Annotated in this window: 14 protein-coding genes; 7 read left to right on the top strand and 7 right to left on the bottom strand. The window is 58.4% G+C overall.

What is annotated here, in order from left to right; translation table 11 throughout:
* A partial coding sequence (locus JNM42_RS01990; RefSeq protein WP_294265360.1) for a transporter occupies positions 1-657 on the bottom strand: 657 nt, incomplete at its 3' end.
* A 69-nt stretch (positions 658-726) separates the two neighbouring features.
* Positions 727-1,278: an OmpA family protein gene (locus tag JNM42_RS01985; RefSeq protein ID WP_294265356.1), complete on the bottom strand. Its 552-nt coding sequence runs from the start codon at positions 1,276-1,278 to the stop codon at positions 727-729.
* A 244-nt stretch (positions 1,279-1,522) separates the two neighbouring features.
* Here JNM42_RS01985 and cls point away from each other — a divergent pair, with 244 nt between their 5' ends.
* On the top strand, positions 1,523-2,962 hold the full coding sequence (gene cls / locus JNM42_RS01980) for a cardiolipin synthase (RefSeq protein WP_294265354.1): 1,440 nt from the start codon (positions 1,523-1,525) through the stop codon (positions 2,960-2,962).
* 190 nt (positions 2,963-3,152) lie between these two features.
* Here cls and JNM42_RS01975 read toward each other — a convergent pair whose 3' ends face one another.
* The 3 genes from JNM42_RS01975 to JNM42_RS01965 all read right to left on the bottom strand — a co-directional run bounded on the left by JNM42_RS01975 (position 3,153) and on the right by JNM42_RS01965 (position 6,545).
* Positions 3,153-5,579: a tetratricopeptide repeat protein gene (locus tag JNM42_RS01975; RefSeq protein ID WP_294265351.1), complete on the bottom strand. Its 2,427-nt coding sequence runs from the start codon at positions 5,577-5,579 to the stop codon at positions 3,153-3,155.
* A gap of 226 nt (positions 5,580-5,805) precedes the next feature.
* Positions 5,806-6,228: an IS5 family transposase gene (locus tag JNM42_RS01970; protein ID WP_294265349.1), complete on the bottom strand. Its 423-nt coding sequence runs from the start codon at positions 6,226-6,228 to the stop codon at positions 5,806-5,808.
* Complete coding sequence (locus JNM42_RS01965) at positions 6,189-6,545, bottom strand: transposase (protein ID WP_294265347.1); 357 nt, start codon at positions 6,543-6,545, stop codon at positions 6,189-6,191. Before JNM42_RS01965 ends, JNM42_RS01970 begins: the two co-directional genes overlap by 40 nt.
* Before the next feature lie 360 nt (positions 6,546-6,905).
* Here JNM42_RS01965 and JNM42_RS01960 point away from each other — a divergent pair, with 360 nt between their 5' ends.
* From JNM42_RS01960 to JNM42_RS01940, 5 genes are all read left to right on the top strand, one after another.
* Positions 6,906-7,136 carry a PP0621 family protein gene (locus tag JNM42_RS01960; protein WP_294265344.1) on the top strand — a complete coding sequence of 77 codons (231 nt, stop codon included), beginning with the start codon at positions 6,906-6,908 and terminating at the stop codon, positions 7,134-7,136.
* A 6-nt stretch (positions 7,137-7,142) separates the two neighbouring features.
* A complete protein-coding gene (locus tag JNM42_RS01955) occupies positions 7,143-8,735 on the top strand; it encodes an ATP-binding protein (protein ID WP_294265342.1) in 1,593 nt (530 codons plus the stop codon).
* A complete protein-coding gene (locus JNM42_RS01950; protein ID WP_294265339.1) occupies positions 8,726-10,099 on the top strand; it encodes a sigma-54 dependent transcriptional regulator in 1,374 nt (457 codons plus the stop codon). Before JNM42_RS01955 ends, JNM42_RS01950 begins: the two co-directional genes overlap by 10 nt.
* Positions 10,100-10,152: 53 nt before the next feature.
* A complete protein-coding gene (gene ampD / locus JNM42_RS01945) occupies positions 10,153-10,683 on the top strand; it encodes a 1,6-anhydro-N-acetylmuramyl-L-alanine amidase AmpD (protein WP_294265363.1) in 531 nt (176 codons plus the stop codon).
* 295 nt (positions 10,684-10,978) lie between these two features.
* Entirely contained in the window at positions 10,979-11,950 is a 972-nt protein-coding gene (locus tag JNM42_RS01940) for a hypothetical protein (protein WP_294265334.1), read from the top strand.
* Positions 11,951-12,059: 109 nt separating this feature from the next.
* On the opposite strand, the gene JNM42_RS01935 is transcribed toward JNM42_RS01940, so the two are convergent.
* Together JNM42_RS01935 and JNM42_RS01930 are read right to left on the bottom strand one after the other, a co-directional pair.
* Complete coding sequence (locus tag JNM42_RS01935) at positions 12,060-13,229, bottom strand: pyridoxal phosphate-dependent aminotransferase (protein WP_294265331.1); 1,170 nt, start codon at positions 13,227-13,229, stop codon at positions 12,060-12,062.
* 101 nt (positions 13,230-13,330) lie between these two features.
* Positions 13,331-15,163, bottom strand: a complete 1,833-nt coding sequence (locus JNM42_RS01930; RefSeq protein ID WP_294265328.1) for a phosphoenolpyruvate carboxykinase (GTP) — start codon at positions 15,161-15,163, stop codon at positions 13,331-13,333.
* 361 nt (positions 15,164-15,524) lie between these two features.
* Here JNM42_RS01930 and JNM42_RS01925 point away from each other — a divergent pair, with 361 nt between their 5' ends.
* Positions 15,525-16,685: a patatin-like phospholipase family protein gene (locus JNM42_RS01925; RefSeq protein WP_294265325.1), complete on the top strand. Its 1,161-nt coding sequence runs from the start codon at positions 15,525-15,527 to the stop codon at positions 16,683-16,685.
* Positions 16,686-16,792: the final 107 nt, after the last annotated feature.

Below are 16,792 nucleotides of genomic sequence, written 5' to 3'. Positions count from 1 at the left end.
GCTGCTGTCGGCCTTCCAGTTGACCGTCGCGATGGGCGCCGAGGTGAGATAGAACCCGCCCTCGAAGTTGTAGTTGACGAAGGGCTGGATCAGGCCGTTGTTGTACGAACCGCCCTGCTGGTTGCTGGAGAGCGACCAGATGTTGTTGGCCAGCACACCGTAAACCCAGGGGTCGCCCTTTTCGAGGTGCAGGACGACGACCGATGGCCCCAGACCCCAGTTCTTGTTGCCCAGTTCCGAGTTGCTGTCGGTCGGCAACTGGAGTACCGGGCCGGCACCCCAGATCCAGTGCCCCGGAACGGCCGGTGACAGGAAGGCCGTAAACACGGTGTCGCCGATGCCGTTGGTGCGATCGTCGCCGGGGTAGAGCGAGGGATTCGAGATCACCGGTACGATGGTGCGGGTGATGACGTTCCACTCGCTATTCACCGAGATCGGGATCACCGGCTGGATGTTGAGGACGTTCTGCGTTCCCTTCTCGGGACCGAAGTTGAGGTTGGTGTTGTTCTGGAAGGGCAGGCTGATCAGGTTGCCGACCGGGTTCTGCGCGAGCTTGGCGAGTTCTTCGGCGCTCATTTCGGCCTGCGCGGGAGCGCACGTCAATGTCGCCGCGAGTACCATCAGAACCCCGGCAGACCAGGTCCGTTGATGATGCATGGCTATTCCTTATGGATATTCAGCGGGAATCGAAGCCGACGATTTGCCGATTCCCGACTGAATAGGGGTCTAGGGTCGGTTGGCCGAGGTGATGACGATCTCGACGCGGCGGTTTTTGGCGCGGCCTTGCGGCGTGTCGTTGCTGGCGACCGGGCGTGATTCTCCGAAGCCCTGGGCCGACATGGTGCTCATCGGGACGCCCTTGGAAGCCAGAAAGCGCAGCACATCGCCGGCCCGTGCCGATGACAGTTCAATGTTCGAGGGGAAACGCGACTTCAGCCCTGGCCCGATCGGAACATTGTCGGTGAAGCCCTCGACGATGATCTGCTGGCCCGGCAGATTGGACAGCGTCGGCGCAATCCTCGCCAGCGTCGCTTCGCCCTTGGCACTCAGTTGCCAACCGCCTTCGGGGAACAGGATCTCATTGACGATGGTGACCTTGAGCTGGTTCTGCAGGTCCTGGATCGTCGCCTGGTCCTGACCGAGTTCGGCCGAAAGCTGCTGGTTCAGCGCGGCGTAGGTATCGGCTTTCTTTACTTCGGTGTTGTACGTCTGTTGCGAAACGCAAGCGGCGGCCAGCAAGGCAGCGCAGAAAACGACACTAAGCTTGGATGACTTCATGGCTATTTCTCCTTGTGGAATTGAACAAAACCGCGCCGGTTTCATCGACCCCCGACGAACCGCGCCATGATACCTATCGTGCCGATCGATGTAAATCGATGTACCCGATGCGGGCGGCGCAAAGCCCTGCGGTTGCTTGGCAAAACAATGTGCATTCGCGCAGCGTCGTCGGCCAGGCAGGCCGTTCTCGACTTGGCCGCATGCACTCCGGTATCATCCCCCATCCCGAATGACCGAGATTCCCATGCTCACTGCGTTGCTGACGGTACTGGTCTGGCTGGTCCACCTGGGCTTCATGGCGCGCGCCATTCTGCGTCCGCACCGTGACCCGGCGTCGCGTTTCGCCTGGGTGATCGTCATGGCCGTGTTGCCGGGAGTCGGCATCGTCGCCTACCTACTGCTCGGTGAAACCAGCATTGGCCGCCGCCGCGTGGCCAGCCTGCGGGGCGTGCTCGGGCGGCTGCCGGATGTGGCCGACACGCCGGGTGCGCAGGACGTGAATTTCCAGGCGGACATTGCGCCGCACTACGCCCACCTGTTCCAGGTCGGGAGTTCGGTGAATGGCTTTCACCCGGTCGGCGGCAATCGGGCGCGTCTGATGCCGGATTCCGATGCGAGCATCGAGGCCATGGTCGCTGATATCGATGCCGCCAGCGAGCATGTGCATCTGATGTTCTACATCTGGCTGCCCGACAACAACGGGCTGAAGGTGGTCGAGGCGCTGAAGCGTGCCGCAAGGCGCCAGGTGGCCTGCCGGGCGATGGCCGACGGGCTGGGTTCGCGCACGATGATTGCCTCGGAGCACTGGCGTGACCTGCGCGCTGCCGGCGTCCAGGTGGCCACCGCGCTGCCGATCGGCAATCTGCTGGTGCGTGCGTTGCGGGGGCGCATCGATCTGCGCAACCATCGCAAGATCATGGTCATCGACAACCGGATCACCTATTGTGGCAGCCAGAATTGTGCGGACCCCGAGTTCCGCGTCAAGGCGAAGTTTGCGCCCTGGGTCGATGCCATGATCCGTTTTACAGGCCCGATCGCCCGCCAGAACCAGCACCTGTTTGCCAGCGACTGGATGGCCGAGGTCGATGAGGACATTTCCGACGTGCTGCGCCAGCTGCTGCCGCCGGGCGAACCCGGCTTCACGGCGCAGGTGATTGGCACCGGGCCGAGCGCGCGCTATTCGGCGATGCCGGAGGTGTTCGAGACGCTGATGTTTGCGGCGCGGCGCGAGCTCTTCATTACGACGCCCTACTATGTGCCCGACGAGGCGATGCAGGGTGCCCTGTGCGCGAGCGCACGGCGTGGTGTGGCGACGACGATCATCTTTCCGGCACGCAATGATTCGTGGATTGTCGGAGCGGCCAGTCGAAGCTACTACGCCGATCTGCTCGCCGCCGGAGTCCGGATCTTCGAATACCAGGGCGGTCTGCTGCACACCAAGTCATTGACCGTTGATGGGGAGATTACGCTGATCGGCTCGGCCAACATGGACCGCCGCAGCTTCGAGCTGAATTTCGAGAACAACATCCTGTTCCACGACGCGGCCCTCACCGCCGAGGTGCGTCGTCGCCAGGACGCCTACCTGGCGCAGTCCCGCCCGGTGACTGCCGCGATAGTGGCGCAATGGCCTTTGACTCGCCGGTTGTTGAACAACACCGTCGCGATGTTCGGACCGGTGTTGTGAGCGGAGCGACGATCCTGAAAACGCAGTTGAGCGCAATGCCAATATCGTAGGCCCTCATCCCCGGCCCTTCTCCCGCAGGGCGAAGGGTGCAAACCCCCTCTCCCTGCGGGAGAGGGTCGGGGTGAGGGCCAAAGACTCGTCTCTAGCCTGGTGTTGCGTGGCACGCACTCAACTGCGGTTTCCAGGATGCTCAACGCGCTTCGAGTTCCGCCACCAGCGCTTTGACATTTGCATTATCCGGCAGCAACCCGGCGAGTTCTCTGGCGTAACCCAGAGCCGCTGGCCTGTCGCCCGACTCGCGACTCATTGAAAGAAGTGCGCCGAGGATGTCGAGATTGCCGGGATGGCGCTGGTTGGCGTTGCGCAGGATGACCAGGGCCTGATCGCGCTGACCGGCCGAATGCAGAGCAATGGCCTGGACATAGGCATAGCGCGCGTTGTCCGGAGCGAGCCGGGCGGCCTCGACGAATTCCTTGAGCGCTGCCGCGCTCTCCTTCTTGCGCGTCAGCAGCAGGCCCAGCGCATGGTGCAGGTCGGCATCGCGCGGCATCACGGCCAGGCCCTGGCGCAAGACTTTCTCGCCTTCCGCTTCCCGCCCTTGCTGGCGCAGGGCGTCGGCCAGATTGACATAGGCCCCGGGGAATTTCGGGTCGAGTGCGATGGCCCGCTCGTAGGCGGCAATGGCCTCGGCGGCGCGGCCCTGGCGCAAACGCAGATTGCCGAGGTTGAGGTTGCCCGAAGGCCAGTCGGCCTCCAGCGCCAGTGATTCTTCAAGCTCCTTGCCGGCCGCCGCGCGCGCCGCGAGCTGGCCCGCCGGAAGCTGGCTGTCCGGCACATCGGACAGAAGACGCGCGGCCTCAATGCGAACTCCGCGGACGGGGTCGACGAGCGCTGGGGCCGCACTGAGCACGCGGTTGACGCGGTCCATCGGCTCGATCATGCCGAGCGCGGCGAGGCGAACCTGCGGATCGCTGTCCTTGAGCAGCGCACGCGCGTTGTGCAAGGTGCCGGGGCTGGCAAAGGGCTGCGCCAGCGTTGCCGCTGCCGCGCGCACCACGCCCGGTTGCGCGGTGTTGCCGGCCAGATCAAGCAGCTCGGGCAATGCTTTCAGGCCCTGCGTGGTGGCCGCATGCAGCGTCGTGCCGTAGTGCGGGCGCTGGCGCCAGGCGGTGCCGTACCAGGTGTCCATGGCGCTGGCCGCCCATTGCGGTTTCCTGTCGGTATGGCACTGGGTGCATGCATTCGGGCTGCCCAGCGCGATCGACAGATCGGGGCGCGGGATGCGCAGGCTGTGATCCTGCCGCGCATGGATCACCATGTAGTTCTGCGTCGGCATGTGGCAGGTGACGCACTGCGCTCCCTTGCCGTCGGCGACGTGCCTGTGGTGTTTGGGCGCATCGAACTCGGCGGCATTGTGGCAGCGTGTGCACAGCGCATTGCCTTCGGCGCGCGTCTTCAGCGAGTGCGGCTCGTGACAATCCATGCAGGTGACGCCGGACTGGTGCATTTTGCTCTGCAGGAACGAGGTCCACACATAAACCTCCTCCCGCTGCTGACCATCGGCGTGATAGTTCGGGGCCAGCGGCAAGGCCAGGCGATGGGTATTCTCCAGCGCTTCGCCGGCCTTTCTGTCTTCGCTCAGCGTCGAACGGCGGGAATGACATGCGGCACAGGTATTCATCCCGGCCGCCTCGGCCGGGTGGTCGCGCAAGGCAAACCGGGCGTCGGCTGTGGGGAATTTCCAGGCCTCCTGCCAGCGCGATTTCAGGCTGGGCAAGCCCTTGTCCCCGGTTGCCGGGTAGGGAGGCCGGGCGTTGGCCGCCCACTGCACATGGTTCGATCCCTGGGAATGACATGCTTCGCAGGCGACGTTGATTTCGCTGAACGTGGTTTTATAGGTGTTGCTGGCCGCGTCGTAGCCCTTGCGTAAATCGGTTGAATGGCACTCGGCGCATTGCAGGGCCCAGTTCTGGTAAAGGCCGGTCCAGTGCAGGGGATCCCTGGAATCGACTTTCTGGCCGGGTTGCAGGTGGAACCAGCGTTGCCCGCCCTGGCTTTTTGCCCGCGCGTCCCAGGCGTGCTGAAGAAACTGGTAGCGTCCGCCTGGAAAGGCGACCATGTACTGCTGCAAGGGGTAGGCGCCGAAGGTGTGACTGATTTCGTAGTCGGCCAGCTTGCCGTCCGGCCCGTCGGTACGCACCATGAACTTGTCGCCACGCCGGAAAAAGGTGGTTTCGATGCCGTTGTACTTGAACCTGGCGTTGGCGAAATCGCCGAGGACGGTGGCTTCGGTGGCGACTTGCATGGCCAGATCGTGATGCGAGCCCGACCAGGCCTTGAATTCGGGCTCGTGGCAGCTCTTGCAGACTTGTGCGCCAACGTAGCTCGCCGGACTGGCCGGCGGTGCGGCCGCTGCCGTGGCGAGAGGCGATGGCGATGAGAGGAGGGCGGGCGGTGGTGCCTTGGGTGAAGTGGCAAAGTAGACGATGACGGCGATCACAAGCAGCAGCGCCAGGCCAGAGACAAGCAGCACGTTGCGCTTGGGCTCTGCAGCGGCTGGGACGGGCGGCAAGGTAGCCGGAGGCGGGGTGGCCTTGCTTCTGGGTTTTCTGCTCATTTTGCGGCACGTTTTGCTGACGTTAAAGGCAGGCTGGCAGGCATCGAATCCGACTCGCCTGGGCCGGGGCGGGAATTGCGGCGAGTATAGCTGAATTGCCGCGGCCTCAGCATTTCACACCCATCAGATCCAAGATCAGATTTCTTTCTGGAAACTTATGGTCATTCCGGTGAATGCTGGAATAAAGATTAGTACATCTGATCGAGCTGTTTGGGCTTGGTCTCAATCAAGCGAGCCGGACAAAAGCGCACACGAGGTGAATAAACGACAGGAAGGACTTGGCAAGTTTGTCATATCCAGTGGCAATGCGTCTGCATTTCTTGAGACGAGCACATAAACGCTCGATCAAATTGCGCTCGCGGTAGAGATGGGAATCGAATTGGCGCGGGGAGCTACGATTGGAACAAGGAGGTATAAGCGCTTGGGCTCCCGTGGTCTCGGCTCTGGCGACGAAGTGCTCGGCGCCGTACCCTTTGCCGGTGATCACCGCCTGGGCTGGAAATTGGTCGATGAGATTCGGAGCCTGTTCGATATCGGAGACCTGCCCGGCCGAGAGAAGCACCCTCAGGGGATCGCCCAGGGCATCGACCGCCCCATGCAATTTGGAGGTTAAACCGCCGCACGATCGGCCGATTTCCTGGCCCTCCATTTTATTAAGGCGCCGACAGAATGCTGACGGGCGCTGACAATCGTAAAATCGATGAACAAGTACTCCCTATCAGCATCACCGCACAAGGCATCAGCCACCCGCTTCGAGGCACCGTTTTCGTGACAGCGCGCGACGCGTACATTGATTCGGTGCCAATGACCGTACTCGGCAGGCAAGTCCCGCCAATGGTTTCCGGTGCGAATGATCCCGAATAACGCCTCGACGAACGGACGATCATCCTTGGCAGTGCGGCCCGGATCCTTGACCTTGCTCTGCAATAGATTGTCAATGTGTTCCCATTTGTCATTTAGTAGCATCTTTCAGTACATCCTGACTCCACAGAAAAGTCAGGTTATGACCATAGTTAGTCTGCGTGAGCAGTACCTGGCTAGGTCATTGACTGTAGACGGATTTTCAGGCCCTGTTGCTATTGAATGTGATTACTTCTGATTGAGAACAGGCTGCTAGGCAGATCAAACGTAGCGCCACAATGAATATCAAGGAGCGACAGATTGAATATTGTCTTTCTTGGTGAAACTTCGTGCCCTTTGTTCCTTTGTGGTTCGCCTTTTTTACGGTTTTCTCGTTCCTCCGATGCCCTTCAATTCTTTTCTGGGTATCCCTGTTACAGGGTGCTTCTGCTATGCTTGGCTGCTCTACAGAACGGCTGGGCCATCATGAAATACTTGCTCCTGATCGCGTTGTTTTTTGTTGTGTTGTGGGCGTTGCGCAAGGCGCAATCTTCTCGCTCGGGGGTGCAAGCGCCGCCCACTTCGCGGGTGCCGGAACAGATGGTCAAGTGCGCGCACTGCGGTGTTAACCAGCCGATAAGCGAAAGTATTTTGACCCAGGGGCACTATTACTGTTGCGAAGACCATCGACATCAAGCCGAATTACGGGACACCTGATTCTCCATGCTGAATCTGCTTGAACCTGTTACCGGGCCGTTCTCTGAAACGCGTTGGACGTCGCTGCGTTATTTCAACCTTTACCGTTTGTGCATTGCCGGGCTGCTCTTTGCTTCCTCGGTTCTTCACTCCTCACCCTTTTCGATTCTCAGTCCGGGTCGCGGATCGTTTCACCTGGCTGTGACCAGCCTCTATCTGCTGGCTACGATTCTTTCCTTGCTCGGGCTGTATTTCTATCGCCAGCATTTCAATCTGCAACTGAGTGCGAATGTATTGATCGACGTACTGGTGCTGACCCTGCTGATGCACACCGGTGGCGGCTTGCGCAGCGGTCTGGGCGCCATGTTGCTGGTGACGCTGGCCGGCGCCGGTCTGGTTGGTCAGGGGCGTCTCGTGTTGTTTTACGCAGCATTGGCGACTCTCTCGGTGCTTTTCGAACAGTCCTATCGGGCGATGGAGGTTGACTTTGAAATGGTCGATTTCTTTCAGGCGGGTCTGTTGAGCGCCGGATTTTTCGCCATTGCCATTTCAGCTCGCCTGCTGGCACGGCGTTTGATTGCCAACGAAGAACTGGCGCGCAAGCGCGGAGTGGAGCTTAGAAACCAGACCTTGCTCAGTCAGCGCGTTATTGAGGAAATGCAGGACGGCGTTCTCGTGCTGGACCGTGACGGATGGGTCAAGCAGCACAATCCGCGTGCCGAACAACTGCTTGGCCTGGGCGATCCTGCCGAGCGCAAGCTGGCAAATTACTCGACCGAGCTGGCGCAGGGATTTGCCGACTGGTGCGCGCATGCCAGCGATGAGCCGATGCTGGTGAGGGCGCCGGCCAGTGGCATGCAGTTGCGCGCACGCTTTGTATCAACCGAGAGCTCGGAACGCGATGTGCTGGTTTTTCTTGAGGATATGGGGAGCTTGCAGGAGCAGGCGCGACAGCTCAAGCTGGCAGCACTCGGGCGTCTGACGGCGAATATCGCGCATGAGATCCGTAATCCGCTCTCGGCGATCAATCATGCCGGAGAATTGATGCGCGAAGAGTTTTGCAGCCCGACGAATGATCGCCTGTTGCGTATCGTGCTCGACAACACGCAACGGGTGGAGCGAATCGTGAGCGATGTGCTCGAGTTGGGGCGGCGCGACCGCGCGCACCAGGAACTGATCGAGTTGCGTCAAACCCTGCCGATTCTGGTCGAGGAATATACGGTGAAAGAGAAAGTGGCGAGCGGCGTGGTCGTGTGCGAATTTTTGGGGCTGGCGACACTGTTCTTCGACCGCTCACATTTTCATCAGGTGTTATGGAACCTTCTCGGTAACGCATTACGTCATTCGCAGGGCATGGCGGGAAGTATCCGTCTGCTGGTGCAGGATGCCAGCCGCGAAGGCTGGGTGGCCCTGCATGTCATCAACGATGGCGAGGGGGTTGACGATAGCCTCAGTGAGCAGATCTTTGAGCCATTCTTCACTACGCATAGTCAGGGTACCGGCCTGGGTCTCTACATTGCGCGTGAATTATGTGAAGCTAATGATGCGCGGCTCGAATTGTTAAGCAGCGAGTCCGGTGCTGATTTTTGTATCACGGGGAGGGCAGCCGAGTGTCAGTAAGCAAAGTGGGGCGTCGAGCACGTGGCGAGTTGGCGAGGGTTCTGGTGGTTGATGATGAGGCGGATATTCGCGAACTCCTCGATCTGACGCTGGCGCGCATGGGCCTTTCGGCTGATTGTGCAGGTACGGTGGCCGAAGCCAGGAGCTTTCTCGAGCGCGAGCATTACAGTCTGTGTCTGACCGATATGCGTCTTCCCGATGGCGAGGGTCTGGAAATAGTGCGCCTGATAGGCACGCACTATGGAGAAACACCGGTAGCCGTGATTACGGCCTTTGGTAGCGCTGATAATGCGGTGGCGGCGTTGAAGGCCGGGGCATTCGATTATCTGGCCAAACCGGTTGCACTGCATCAACTGCGAACCTTGATCAAGTCGGCGCTCAGTCTGCCGCAAGCCGGTGAATTGCAGGACGGCACATCGGCTGTTGCGGGTATGGCGGCGCAACTGATTGGCGAGTCTCCGGCCATCGACTATGCGCGCGAGATGATTGTCAAACTGGCGCGTAGTCAGGCGCCAGTATATATCTCGGGAGAATCTGGAACCGGCAAGGAGCTTGCGGCACGGCTGATCCACGGTCAGAGCGCACGTCATGCGGCACCCTTCGTTCCGGTGAATTGCGGTGCAATCCCCGAGAATTTGATGGAGAGCGAGTTCTTTGGATACCGCAAAGGAGCCTTTACCGGAGCCGAGAGTGATCGTGACGGTTTCTTTCAGGCGGCAAACGGCGGAACGCTGTTCCTTGATGAGGTGGCCGATTTGCCCTTGATCATGCAGGTCAAGCTACTGCGCGTGATTCAGGAAAAGAAAGTACGCAAGGTCGGGAGCACCAATGAAGAAACAGTCGATGTGCGCATCGTTTCGGCAACACACCGCAAGCTTAAGGATTGTGTTGATGCGGCGACGTTTCGCCAGGATCTGTATTACCGGCTGAATGTGATCGAGTTGAAAATGCCGACGCTGCGCGAGCGTCAGGAGGACATCCCGCTGCTGGTAAAGGCGATGCTCTCGCGGATTTGCGGAGCCAGTCCTCCGGAGTTGTCTCCGGAAGCAATGCGCGCACTTTGTGCTTATGCTTATCCCGGCAATGTGCGTGAGCTTGAGAACATTCTCGAGCGGGCAACCGCCTTGTGTGTTGACGGCAAGGTGGTGCTTGATGATCTTCAACTCGCGGCCGAGTCGGCTATTGACGGCGAAGTCGCCCGCAATGGCGAAACCCTTGATGATCATGTGAATCGTGTCGAAAAACAACTGATTCTCGAGGCGCTGGCTAAAACAGGTTTTAACCGGACGGCTGCGGCTAGGTTGCTCGGTGTGACTTTCCGCTCCTTGCGTTATCGCATTGAACGGCTCGGTATTGAAGAATGAACGGCATGGGTGAAGATCGGGCGGCGGCTGCCGGCCTCTCGATCGATGGCTGGATGAGTGCCGCACGGCGTATCGACTCGCCAAACTTTGATGATCGACCCGCCGGGGAGGCCATCTCGCTGGTGGTGGTACATGCCATCAGTTTGCCTCCCGCGCAGTTCGGCAGCGACGATATTGCGCGCTTGTTCACCAATTCGCTGGATCCCGACGCGCATCCCTATTTTTCCAGGATCAGCGGCCTGCGTGTTTCAGCGCATTTCCTGATTCGGCGCGACGGAGCATTGATTCAGTTCGTGTCCTGTCTGCAGCGTGCCTGGCATGCCGGCGTGTCATTCTGGAATGGCCGCGAGCGGTGTAATGATTTCTCGATCGGCATCGAACTGGAGGGTTGTGATGAGTTGCCCTTCGAGGTTGCACAGTATCTGCGGCTTGTCGATCTGATTCAGTCGTTAAGCGTGTGTTATCCGATTAATTCTGTCGTAGGACATTCCGATATAGCTCCAGGGCGCAAGACGGATCCCGGGCAGTGCTTTGACTGGCAGCGGCTTGCACCCCTTGGCGCATTGCTTGGGCGAGCGCGTTGATCTTTGTTGTGGCACGGGCGCTTTCTTTTTGTCATTATTTCTATATGGCGTACTAACGCTGCAGCACTATGCTATTCAGGTTCCACGTAATTGAAAAATTCGCGTTGTTGAATTGAGACAACTTGCATATTGTTTTTGAAATACATAATAAATTTCTTGCGTCAAGTGGTATGCGCTACTACAATTAGTCGCAATTTGCAAGGGCGGCACAACATCTAGTAGTTTGAGTGTGAGTGCCAAATTTCTACTTTGTGCTGGTTTTCGTGTCGGGCTGGTTTGCTTCGCTAGCCTCTGAATGCCGATTGTGATGGACGTAACCGGATTGCAAGAACAAGGAATTCACTTCTACTCATCATGCATATCGTGCTCACCGGCAACTTCCGGTCTTGCCCAGGCACCTGCCCCTCTTTGTTTTGCGCGTTTTTTTTCAACCTCCCGATTGCTTTCGGCAGCTTCAATTTTCCCTTACGCCGTGTCCCGGTTCTTGGATTATTGTCGCCTGGTTGATCGTTCCGTCGAGCGCTATGTTCGATCCACGATTTACACGAATGCGCCGTTGCCTGGTGCGCATGCAAGCCAGGATGTTTGTCATATTTCTCGGCGGAAGTCGCCGCTTACGGATTCAATAGGCGCATTTCAGATACGCCCATTGAATGGTCCGGTTTTTTCGGATCGTTTTTTGCAGTGCTCTAGCTTGAATTTTTCCTTGAAATCAGAGAAGGAGGTTGACATGGCAACAAGTGCAAAGAAACCCGCGGTGGCTGCGAAGCCGGCCGCCAAGAAGGTAGCGCCGAAAGCCGCTGCCAAACCGGCGGTAAAGAAGGCGGCTCCCAAGGCTGCGGCCAAACCGGCCGCCAAGAAGGCGGCTCCAAAAGCTGCAGCCAAACCGGCCGCCAAGAAGGCGGCTCCCAAGGCTGCGGCCAAACCGGCCGCCAAGAAGGCGGCCCCAAAAGCTGCGGCCAAACCGGTAGCCAAGAAGGCGGCTCCAAAAGCTGCAGCCAAACCGGTAGCCAAGAAGGTGGCTCCAAAAGCTGCAGCCAAACCGGCCGCCAAGAAGGCCGCTCCAAAAGCTGCAGCCAAACCGGCCGCCAAGAAGGCCGCTCCGAAAGCTGCGGCCAAGCCGGCCGCCAAGAAGCCAGCAGCAAAAAAACCGGCACCAGCGCCTCAGGCAGCGTCGGCCCCATCAACGGCAGCAACACCTGGATTAAAGTCGGCACTAAACCCGACTGGCGCCTGGCCGTTTCCGACGGGCTCACGTCCGAAGTAACTGCGGCATGGCCGGGTGGGGGCAGCCTGCTTGCCCCACCTGTTTTTGCTTTGCCTGAGGCGTAACGTTTTTTACGCCTCTTTTTTTGCATGGAGTTGCGCGCGAGTGTTTAGCGCGATTTGACCAAATAGTGGTGGATGCGATCCACGGCTTCAATCAGACGTTCGCTGCGGGTGGTATAGGCGAAGCGCAAGTGGGACTTTGCCGCATGCGAGCCGAAATCAAGCCCCGGTGTGGTTGCGACGCCGGCCGTATCGAGCAGGTCGCGGGCAAAGCGCTCACTGTCCGAGGTAAATTTACTGCAGTCAGCATAGAGGTAGAAGGCACCTTCTGGTTCGGCGCTCAAACGGAAACCGAGCTTTTCGATTTCGGGTACGAGATAGTCGCGACGTCGACGAAACTCGATGCGTCGTTTCTCAAGAATGGCGATCGTATCCGGCTGGAATGCCGCCAGTGCCGCGTATTGGGCCGGGGTGGAGGGGGCAATGAAAAGATTCTGCGCCAGCTTTTCGATATCGCGCGCAAATCGCTCCGGGACAACCAGCCAGCCAAGGCGCCATCCGGTCATGTTGAAATACTTCGAGAAGCTCTGCACGACAAAAATATCGTCTCCGAATTGCAGCGCCGTTGTGGCCTCACGCTCGTAGGTGAGTCCGTGATAGATCTCGTCAACGATCAGTTGTCCCCTTTTGTGCCTTACAAACCCGGCAATGGCCGCCAGTACATTGTCATCAAGCAGGGTGCCGGTGGGATTGGCTGGCGAAGCGAATAGGGCACCGGCCGTGCGCTCGTTCCAGTACTGTTCGAGATCGGTGAGCGTCGGCTGAAAGTTGTTTTCGGCGTGCACGGGAATGAAGACGGGCTTTCCCTCGAAGCTGCGCACGATGTTGCTGTTGCAGGGATAACCCGGGTCAGTCAGCAGCCATTCGCTGCCGGGTTCGGCAAGGCAAGCCAGCGCCAGCAGCAGAGCGCCCGAAGCCCCTGCGGTGACGACGATGCGCGAGGCCGGTACGGTGAGACCGTAGCGTGTTGCATAGAAACCGGCAATGGCACTGCGCAGTTCGGGCAGGCCAAGCGCAGAGGTATAGAACACACGACCGGTGGCAATGTGAGCCTGCGCGGCGGCAATGATCGGGTCGGGTGTCGGGAAGTCCGGTTCGCCGACTTCCATGTGGATGATATCCCGGCCTTCGGCTTCCAGAGCCTTGGCGCGTGTCAGCAACTCCATGACGTGGAAGGGTGCGATTCCGGCAAGGCGGCTGGCGGGAAAACCTGGCATGGCAAATTGAACGATACGGTAAGGATGCGGGTAGTTTAACCGGAACACCGGCGAAAAAAAGGCCGCCAAAGGGCGGCCTTTCTTGGTGTAACCGGGTCTGCTTAGGCGAACTTGGCTGCGAGATCGTCGCGGATGGTCGCCAGCTTGGCAGGAAGCTTGGTGCCCATCTTGCCGAACCATTCCTTGACGCCTTCGAGTTCGCCCTGCCAGGTTTGCTTGTCGAGGTTGGTCACGTTGGCAAACTGCGCCTTGGAGAAATCAGCACCGGTCCAGTCCATGTCTTCGTAGTTGGGCATTACGCCAAGGACGGTTTGCTGGCCGCCAACCTTGCCTTCACAGCGCTCGATGATCCACTTGAGAACGCGGGCGTTGTCACCGAAGCCAGGCCAGGCGAAGCCGCCTTTTTCGTCGGTGCGGAACCAGTTGACCACGAAAATCGGTACTTGCTTGTCGGCTACGGCGCCCATCTTCAGCCAGTGGCTGTAGTAATCGGCCATGTTGTAGCCACAGAACGGCAGCATGGCAAACGGGTCGCGACGGACAACGCCTTGCTGGCCGAAGGCCGCAGCGGTTGTTTCGGAACCAAGCGTGGCTGCAGCGAAAACACCGTGCTCCCAGTCGGCGGTCTGGCAGACCAGAGGCACGGTCGAAGCACGACGTCCACCGAACAGGAAGGCCGAAATCGGCACGCCGTCGGCGTTCGACCAGTCCTTGTCGATACACGGGCACTGCGAAGCCGGTGCGGTAAAGCGTGAGTTCGGGTGTGCAGCCTTGGTGCCTTTTTCCTTGGCAATTTCCGGCGTCCAGTCGTTGCCCTGCCAATCGATGGCGTGTGCCGGTGCCGGGCCCATGCCTTCCCACCACACATCGCCATCGTCGGTCAGCGCGACGTTGGTGAAGATGGTGTTTTCGGCCAGCGAGGCCATGGCGTTGAAGTTGGTCTTGTCGTTGGTGCCCGGGGCAACGCCAAAGAAGCCGGCTTCCGGGTTGATCGCGTAGAGACGGGTGACGCCGTTCTTGTCCTTGCGCGGCTTGATCCAGGCAATGTCGTCACCGATGGTGGTGATCTTCCAGCCCTTCATTTCCTTCGGCGGGACGAGCATGGCGAAGTTGGTCTTGCCGCAGGCCGACGGGAAGGCGGCGGCGACGTAGTGTTTGTCGCCGGCAGGCGATTCGACACCGAGGATCAGCATGTGCTCGGCCAGCCAGCCGTCGTCACGCGCCATGTTTGAAGCGATGCGCAGCGCCAGACATTTCTTGCCGAGCAGCGCGTTGCCACCGTAACCGGAACCATAGGACCAGATTTCACGGGTTTCGGGGTAATGAACAATGTATTTGACGGTCGGGTTGCACGGCCACTTCGGATCCTTCTGGCCGGTTTCCTTCGGTGCGCCGATGGTGTGAACGCAGGGCACGTACATGCCGTCGGTACCCAGCACCGGGAAGACATCCTTGCCCATGCGAGTCATGATGCGCATGTTGACCACGACGTAGGCGCTGTCGGTGATTTCAATGCCGATCTGTGCAATCGGGGAACCGATCGGGCCCATCGAGAAGGGGATAACGTACATGGTACGACCCTTCATGCTGCCCTTGAAAACGCCTTTAAGCGTCTCGCGCATCTTGGCCGGGTCTTCCCAGTTGTTGGTCGGTCCGGCATCTTCTTTCTTTTCGGAGCAGATGTAGGTGCGGTCTTCAACGCGAGCTACGTCGGAAGGATCGGAAAAGGCCAAGAAAGAATTCTTGCGTTTCTTTAGCTTGATGAAAGTGCCGGCTTCGACCAGTTCGTTGCACAGACGGTCATACTCTTCCTGCGAACCGTCGGCCCAAACAACACGGTCGGGCGTGACCAGAGCTGCGACTTCGGCGACCCACTTCTTCAGGCCTTCGTGCTTGACGTAATCAGGGGCATTGATGGATATTGTTTGAGTCATGACAGTTCACCCTCCAAGGACAGTTATAAAACAGGGAAACCATGCTGCGGCACATTAAAAACACGCCCGATGGATCCGGAACAGACCGGAACAATCCGGGCGCGGTGTTACATCGGTCGCGGCTGGATAAAAAACTTGTTCAGCGAAGGGCCCGATAATCTAGTCATGCCCGACGTTGGTTTTACTAGTTTTAGCAAAAAAAAATTATACCATAGCTCAATTCGGTCAAGCTGTCACAAGGCTGGTATTTCAAGTTAGCTGACCAAACGTCCTTTGCTGGCGGATTGTGGACGCCTCGTTCAGCTTGTGATCGCCCACTGTTGCCCCATAAAGCATCAATCCAGTTATCATTAGGCATACCATGAATCGACAGGGTTCTTTTTCGGTCAGCAACGGCAGAACGGCACTGATCCTAGCGGGTGGCGGTGCCCGAGCTGCCTATCAGGCCGGAGTATTGCTCGCCATTCGTGATCTGTTGCCCGAAGCCGGCCGCAATCCTTTTTCGATTCTCTGTGGCACCTCTGCCGGTGCCATCAATGCGGTAGCATTGGCTTGTAATGCCGACAACTTCAGCGTTGCTGTCGAAAATCTGGCGGATGTCTGGAGCAACTTTCGTGCAGGTCAGGTTTATCGCTCCGATCTTGTAGGGATCGCTGCTTCCAGCGCGAGCTGGTTGGGTGCGCTTATGTTTGGCTGGCTGTTCAAACAAACTCCGCGCTCACTGCTCGACAATACGCCATTGCGACAGTTACTGGAACAAAGGCTGGATTTTCGCAACATTGGCCGATCAATTGCCAGCGGTTCGCTCTATGCAGTCAGTCTCACGGCATCCGGATATAGCTCCGGTCAAAGCGTCAGTTTTTTTCAGGCCCGCCCTGATGTGGAAACCTGGGAGCGAACGCATCGCTTCGGCTGTCGCATACCGCAACTCAATATGGATCATTTGATGGCGTCCAGCGCGATCCCTTTCATCTTTCCAGCCGTTCGTCTTAATCGTGAATTTTTTGGTGATGGCTCAATGCGCCAGTTGGCACCAATTTCTCCGGCGATTCATCTTGGCGCAGAAAAAGTGCTGGTTATTGCTGCGGGTCGGATGTTCGAGAAAGCGGCGCGCGAAAGATCCAGCACCTATCCGACGCTGGCACAGATCGCCGGCCATGCACTGTCATCAATCTTCATTGATAGTATGTCTGTAGATATTGAACGAATGCAACGAATCAACCGTACCTTGTCGGCTATTCCTGATAATGTCAAAGAACAGATGAAAATTCCACTGCGGCCGATTATGACCCTGGTTTTTTCGCCATCGGAACAACTTGATTCACTAGCCACTCACCATGTTAATGCCTTGCCTTGGCCGGTGCGCTGGCTTCTTCGGGGGGTAGGAGCAATGAACTCAAAAGGTGGGGCCTTGGCCAGCTATCTCTTGTTCGAGAGTTCCTATACGCGCGTTCTGATCGAGCTCGGGTACAAAGACGCGATGGCACGCCGTGAAGAAGTCGCGGCTTTTTTCTCCGCATAATAATGTTTCAAGTCGTCTCTTAACTACTATCGCTATCTCGTTATTTTTCTTGATTTTATTATTTACGATGATAGACTCAGTCAGAATTGTTCTCATAATCGATTTTT

It is taken from the genome of Propionivibrio sp. (genome assembly GCF_016790145.1).
Classification (GTDB): Bacteria; Pseudomonadota; Gammaproteobacteria; order Burkholderiales; family Rhodocyclaceae; genus Propionivibrio.
The sequence above is the reverse complement of the archived record's forward strand: the minus strand, read 5'-3'. Positions and strand labels throughout refer to the sequence as shown.

What these genes read in the sequence shown, in the direction of transcription:
- JNM42_RS01955 (WP_294265342.1), top strand. Translation starts at nt 7,143, where the DNA reads ATGCTGAATCTGCTTGAACCTGTTACCGGGCCGTTCTCTGAAACGCGT.
- JNM42_RS01970 (WP_294265349.1), bottom strand. Translation starts at nt 6,228, where the DNA reads ATGGAGGGCCAGGAAATCGGCCGATCGTGCGGCGGTTTAACCTCCAAA.
- JNM42_RS01940 (WP_294265334.1), top strand. Translation starts at nt 10,979, where the DNA reads ATGCCGATTGTGATGGACGTAACCGGATTGCAAGAACAAGGAATTCAC.
- ampD (WP_294265363.1), top strand. Translation starts at nt 10,153, where the DNA reads ATGAGTGCCGCACGGCGTATCGACTCGCCAAACTTTGATGATCGACCC.
- JNM42_RS01985 (WP_294265356.1), bottom strand. Translation starts at nt 1,278, where the DNA reads ATGAAGTCATCCAAGCTTAGTGTCGTTTTCTGCGCTGCCTTGCTGGCC.
- JNM42_RS01975 (WP_294265351.1), bottom strand. Translation starts at nt 5,579, where the DNA reads ATGAGCAGAAAACCCAGAAGCAAGGCCACCCCGCCTCCGGCTACCTTG.
- JNM42_RS01935 (WP_294265331.1), bottom strand. Translation starts at nt 13,229, where the DNA reads ATGCCAGGTTTTCCCGCCAGCCGCCTTGCCGGAATCGCACCCTTCCAC.
- JNM42_RS01930 (WP_294265328.1), bottom strand. Translation starts at nt 15,163, where the DNA reads ATGACTCAAACAATATCCATCAATGCCCCTGATTACGTCAAGCACGAA.
- JNM42_RS01965 (WP_294265347.1), bottom strand. Translation starts at nt 6,545, where the DNA reads ATGCTACTAAATGACAAATGGGAACACATTGACAATCTATTGCAGAGC.
- cls (WP_294265354.1), top strand. Translation starts at nt 1,523, where the DNA reads ATGCTCACTGCGTTGCTGACGGTACTGGTCTGGCTGGTCCACCTGGGC.
- JNM42_RS01925 (WP_294265325.1), top strand. Translation starts at nt 15,525, where the DNA reads ATGAATCGACAGGGTTCTTTTTCGGTCAGCAACGGCAGAACGGCACTG.
- JNM42_RS01960 (WP_294265344.1), top strand. Translation starts at nt 6,906, where the DNA reads ATGAAATACTTGCTCCTGATCGCGTTGTTTTTTGTTGTGTTGTGGGCG.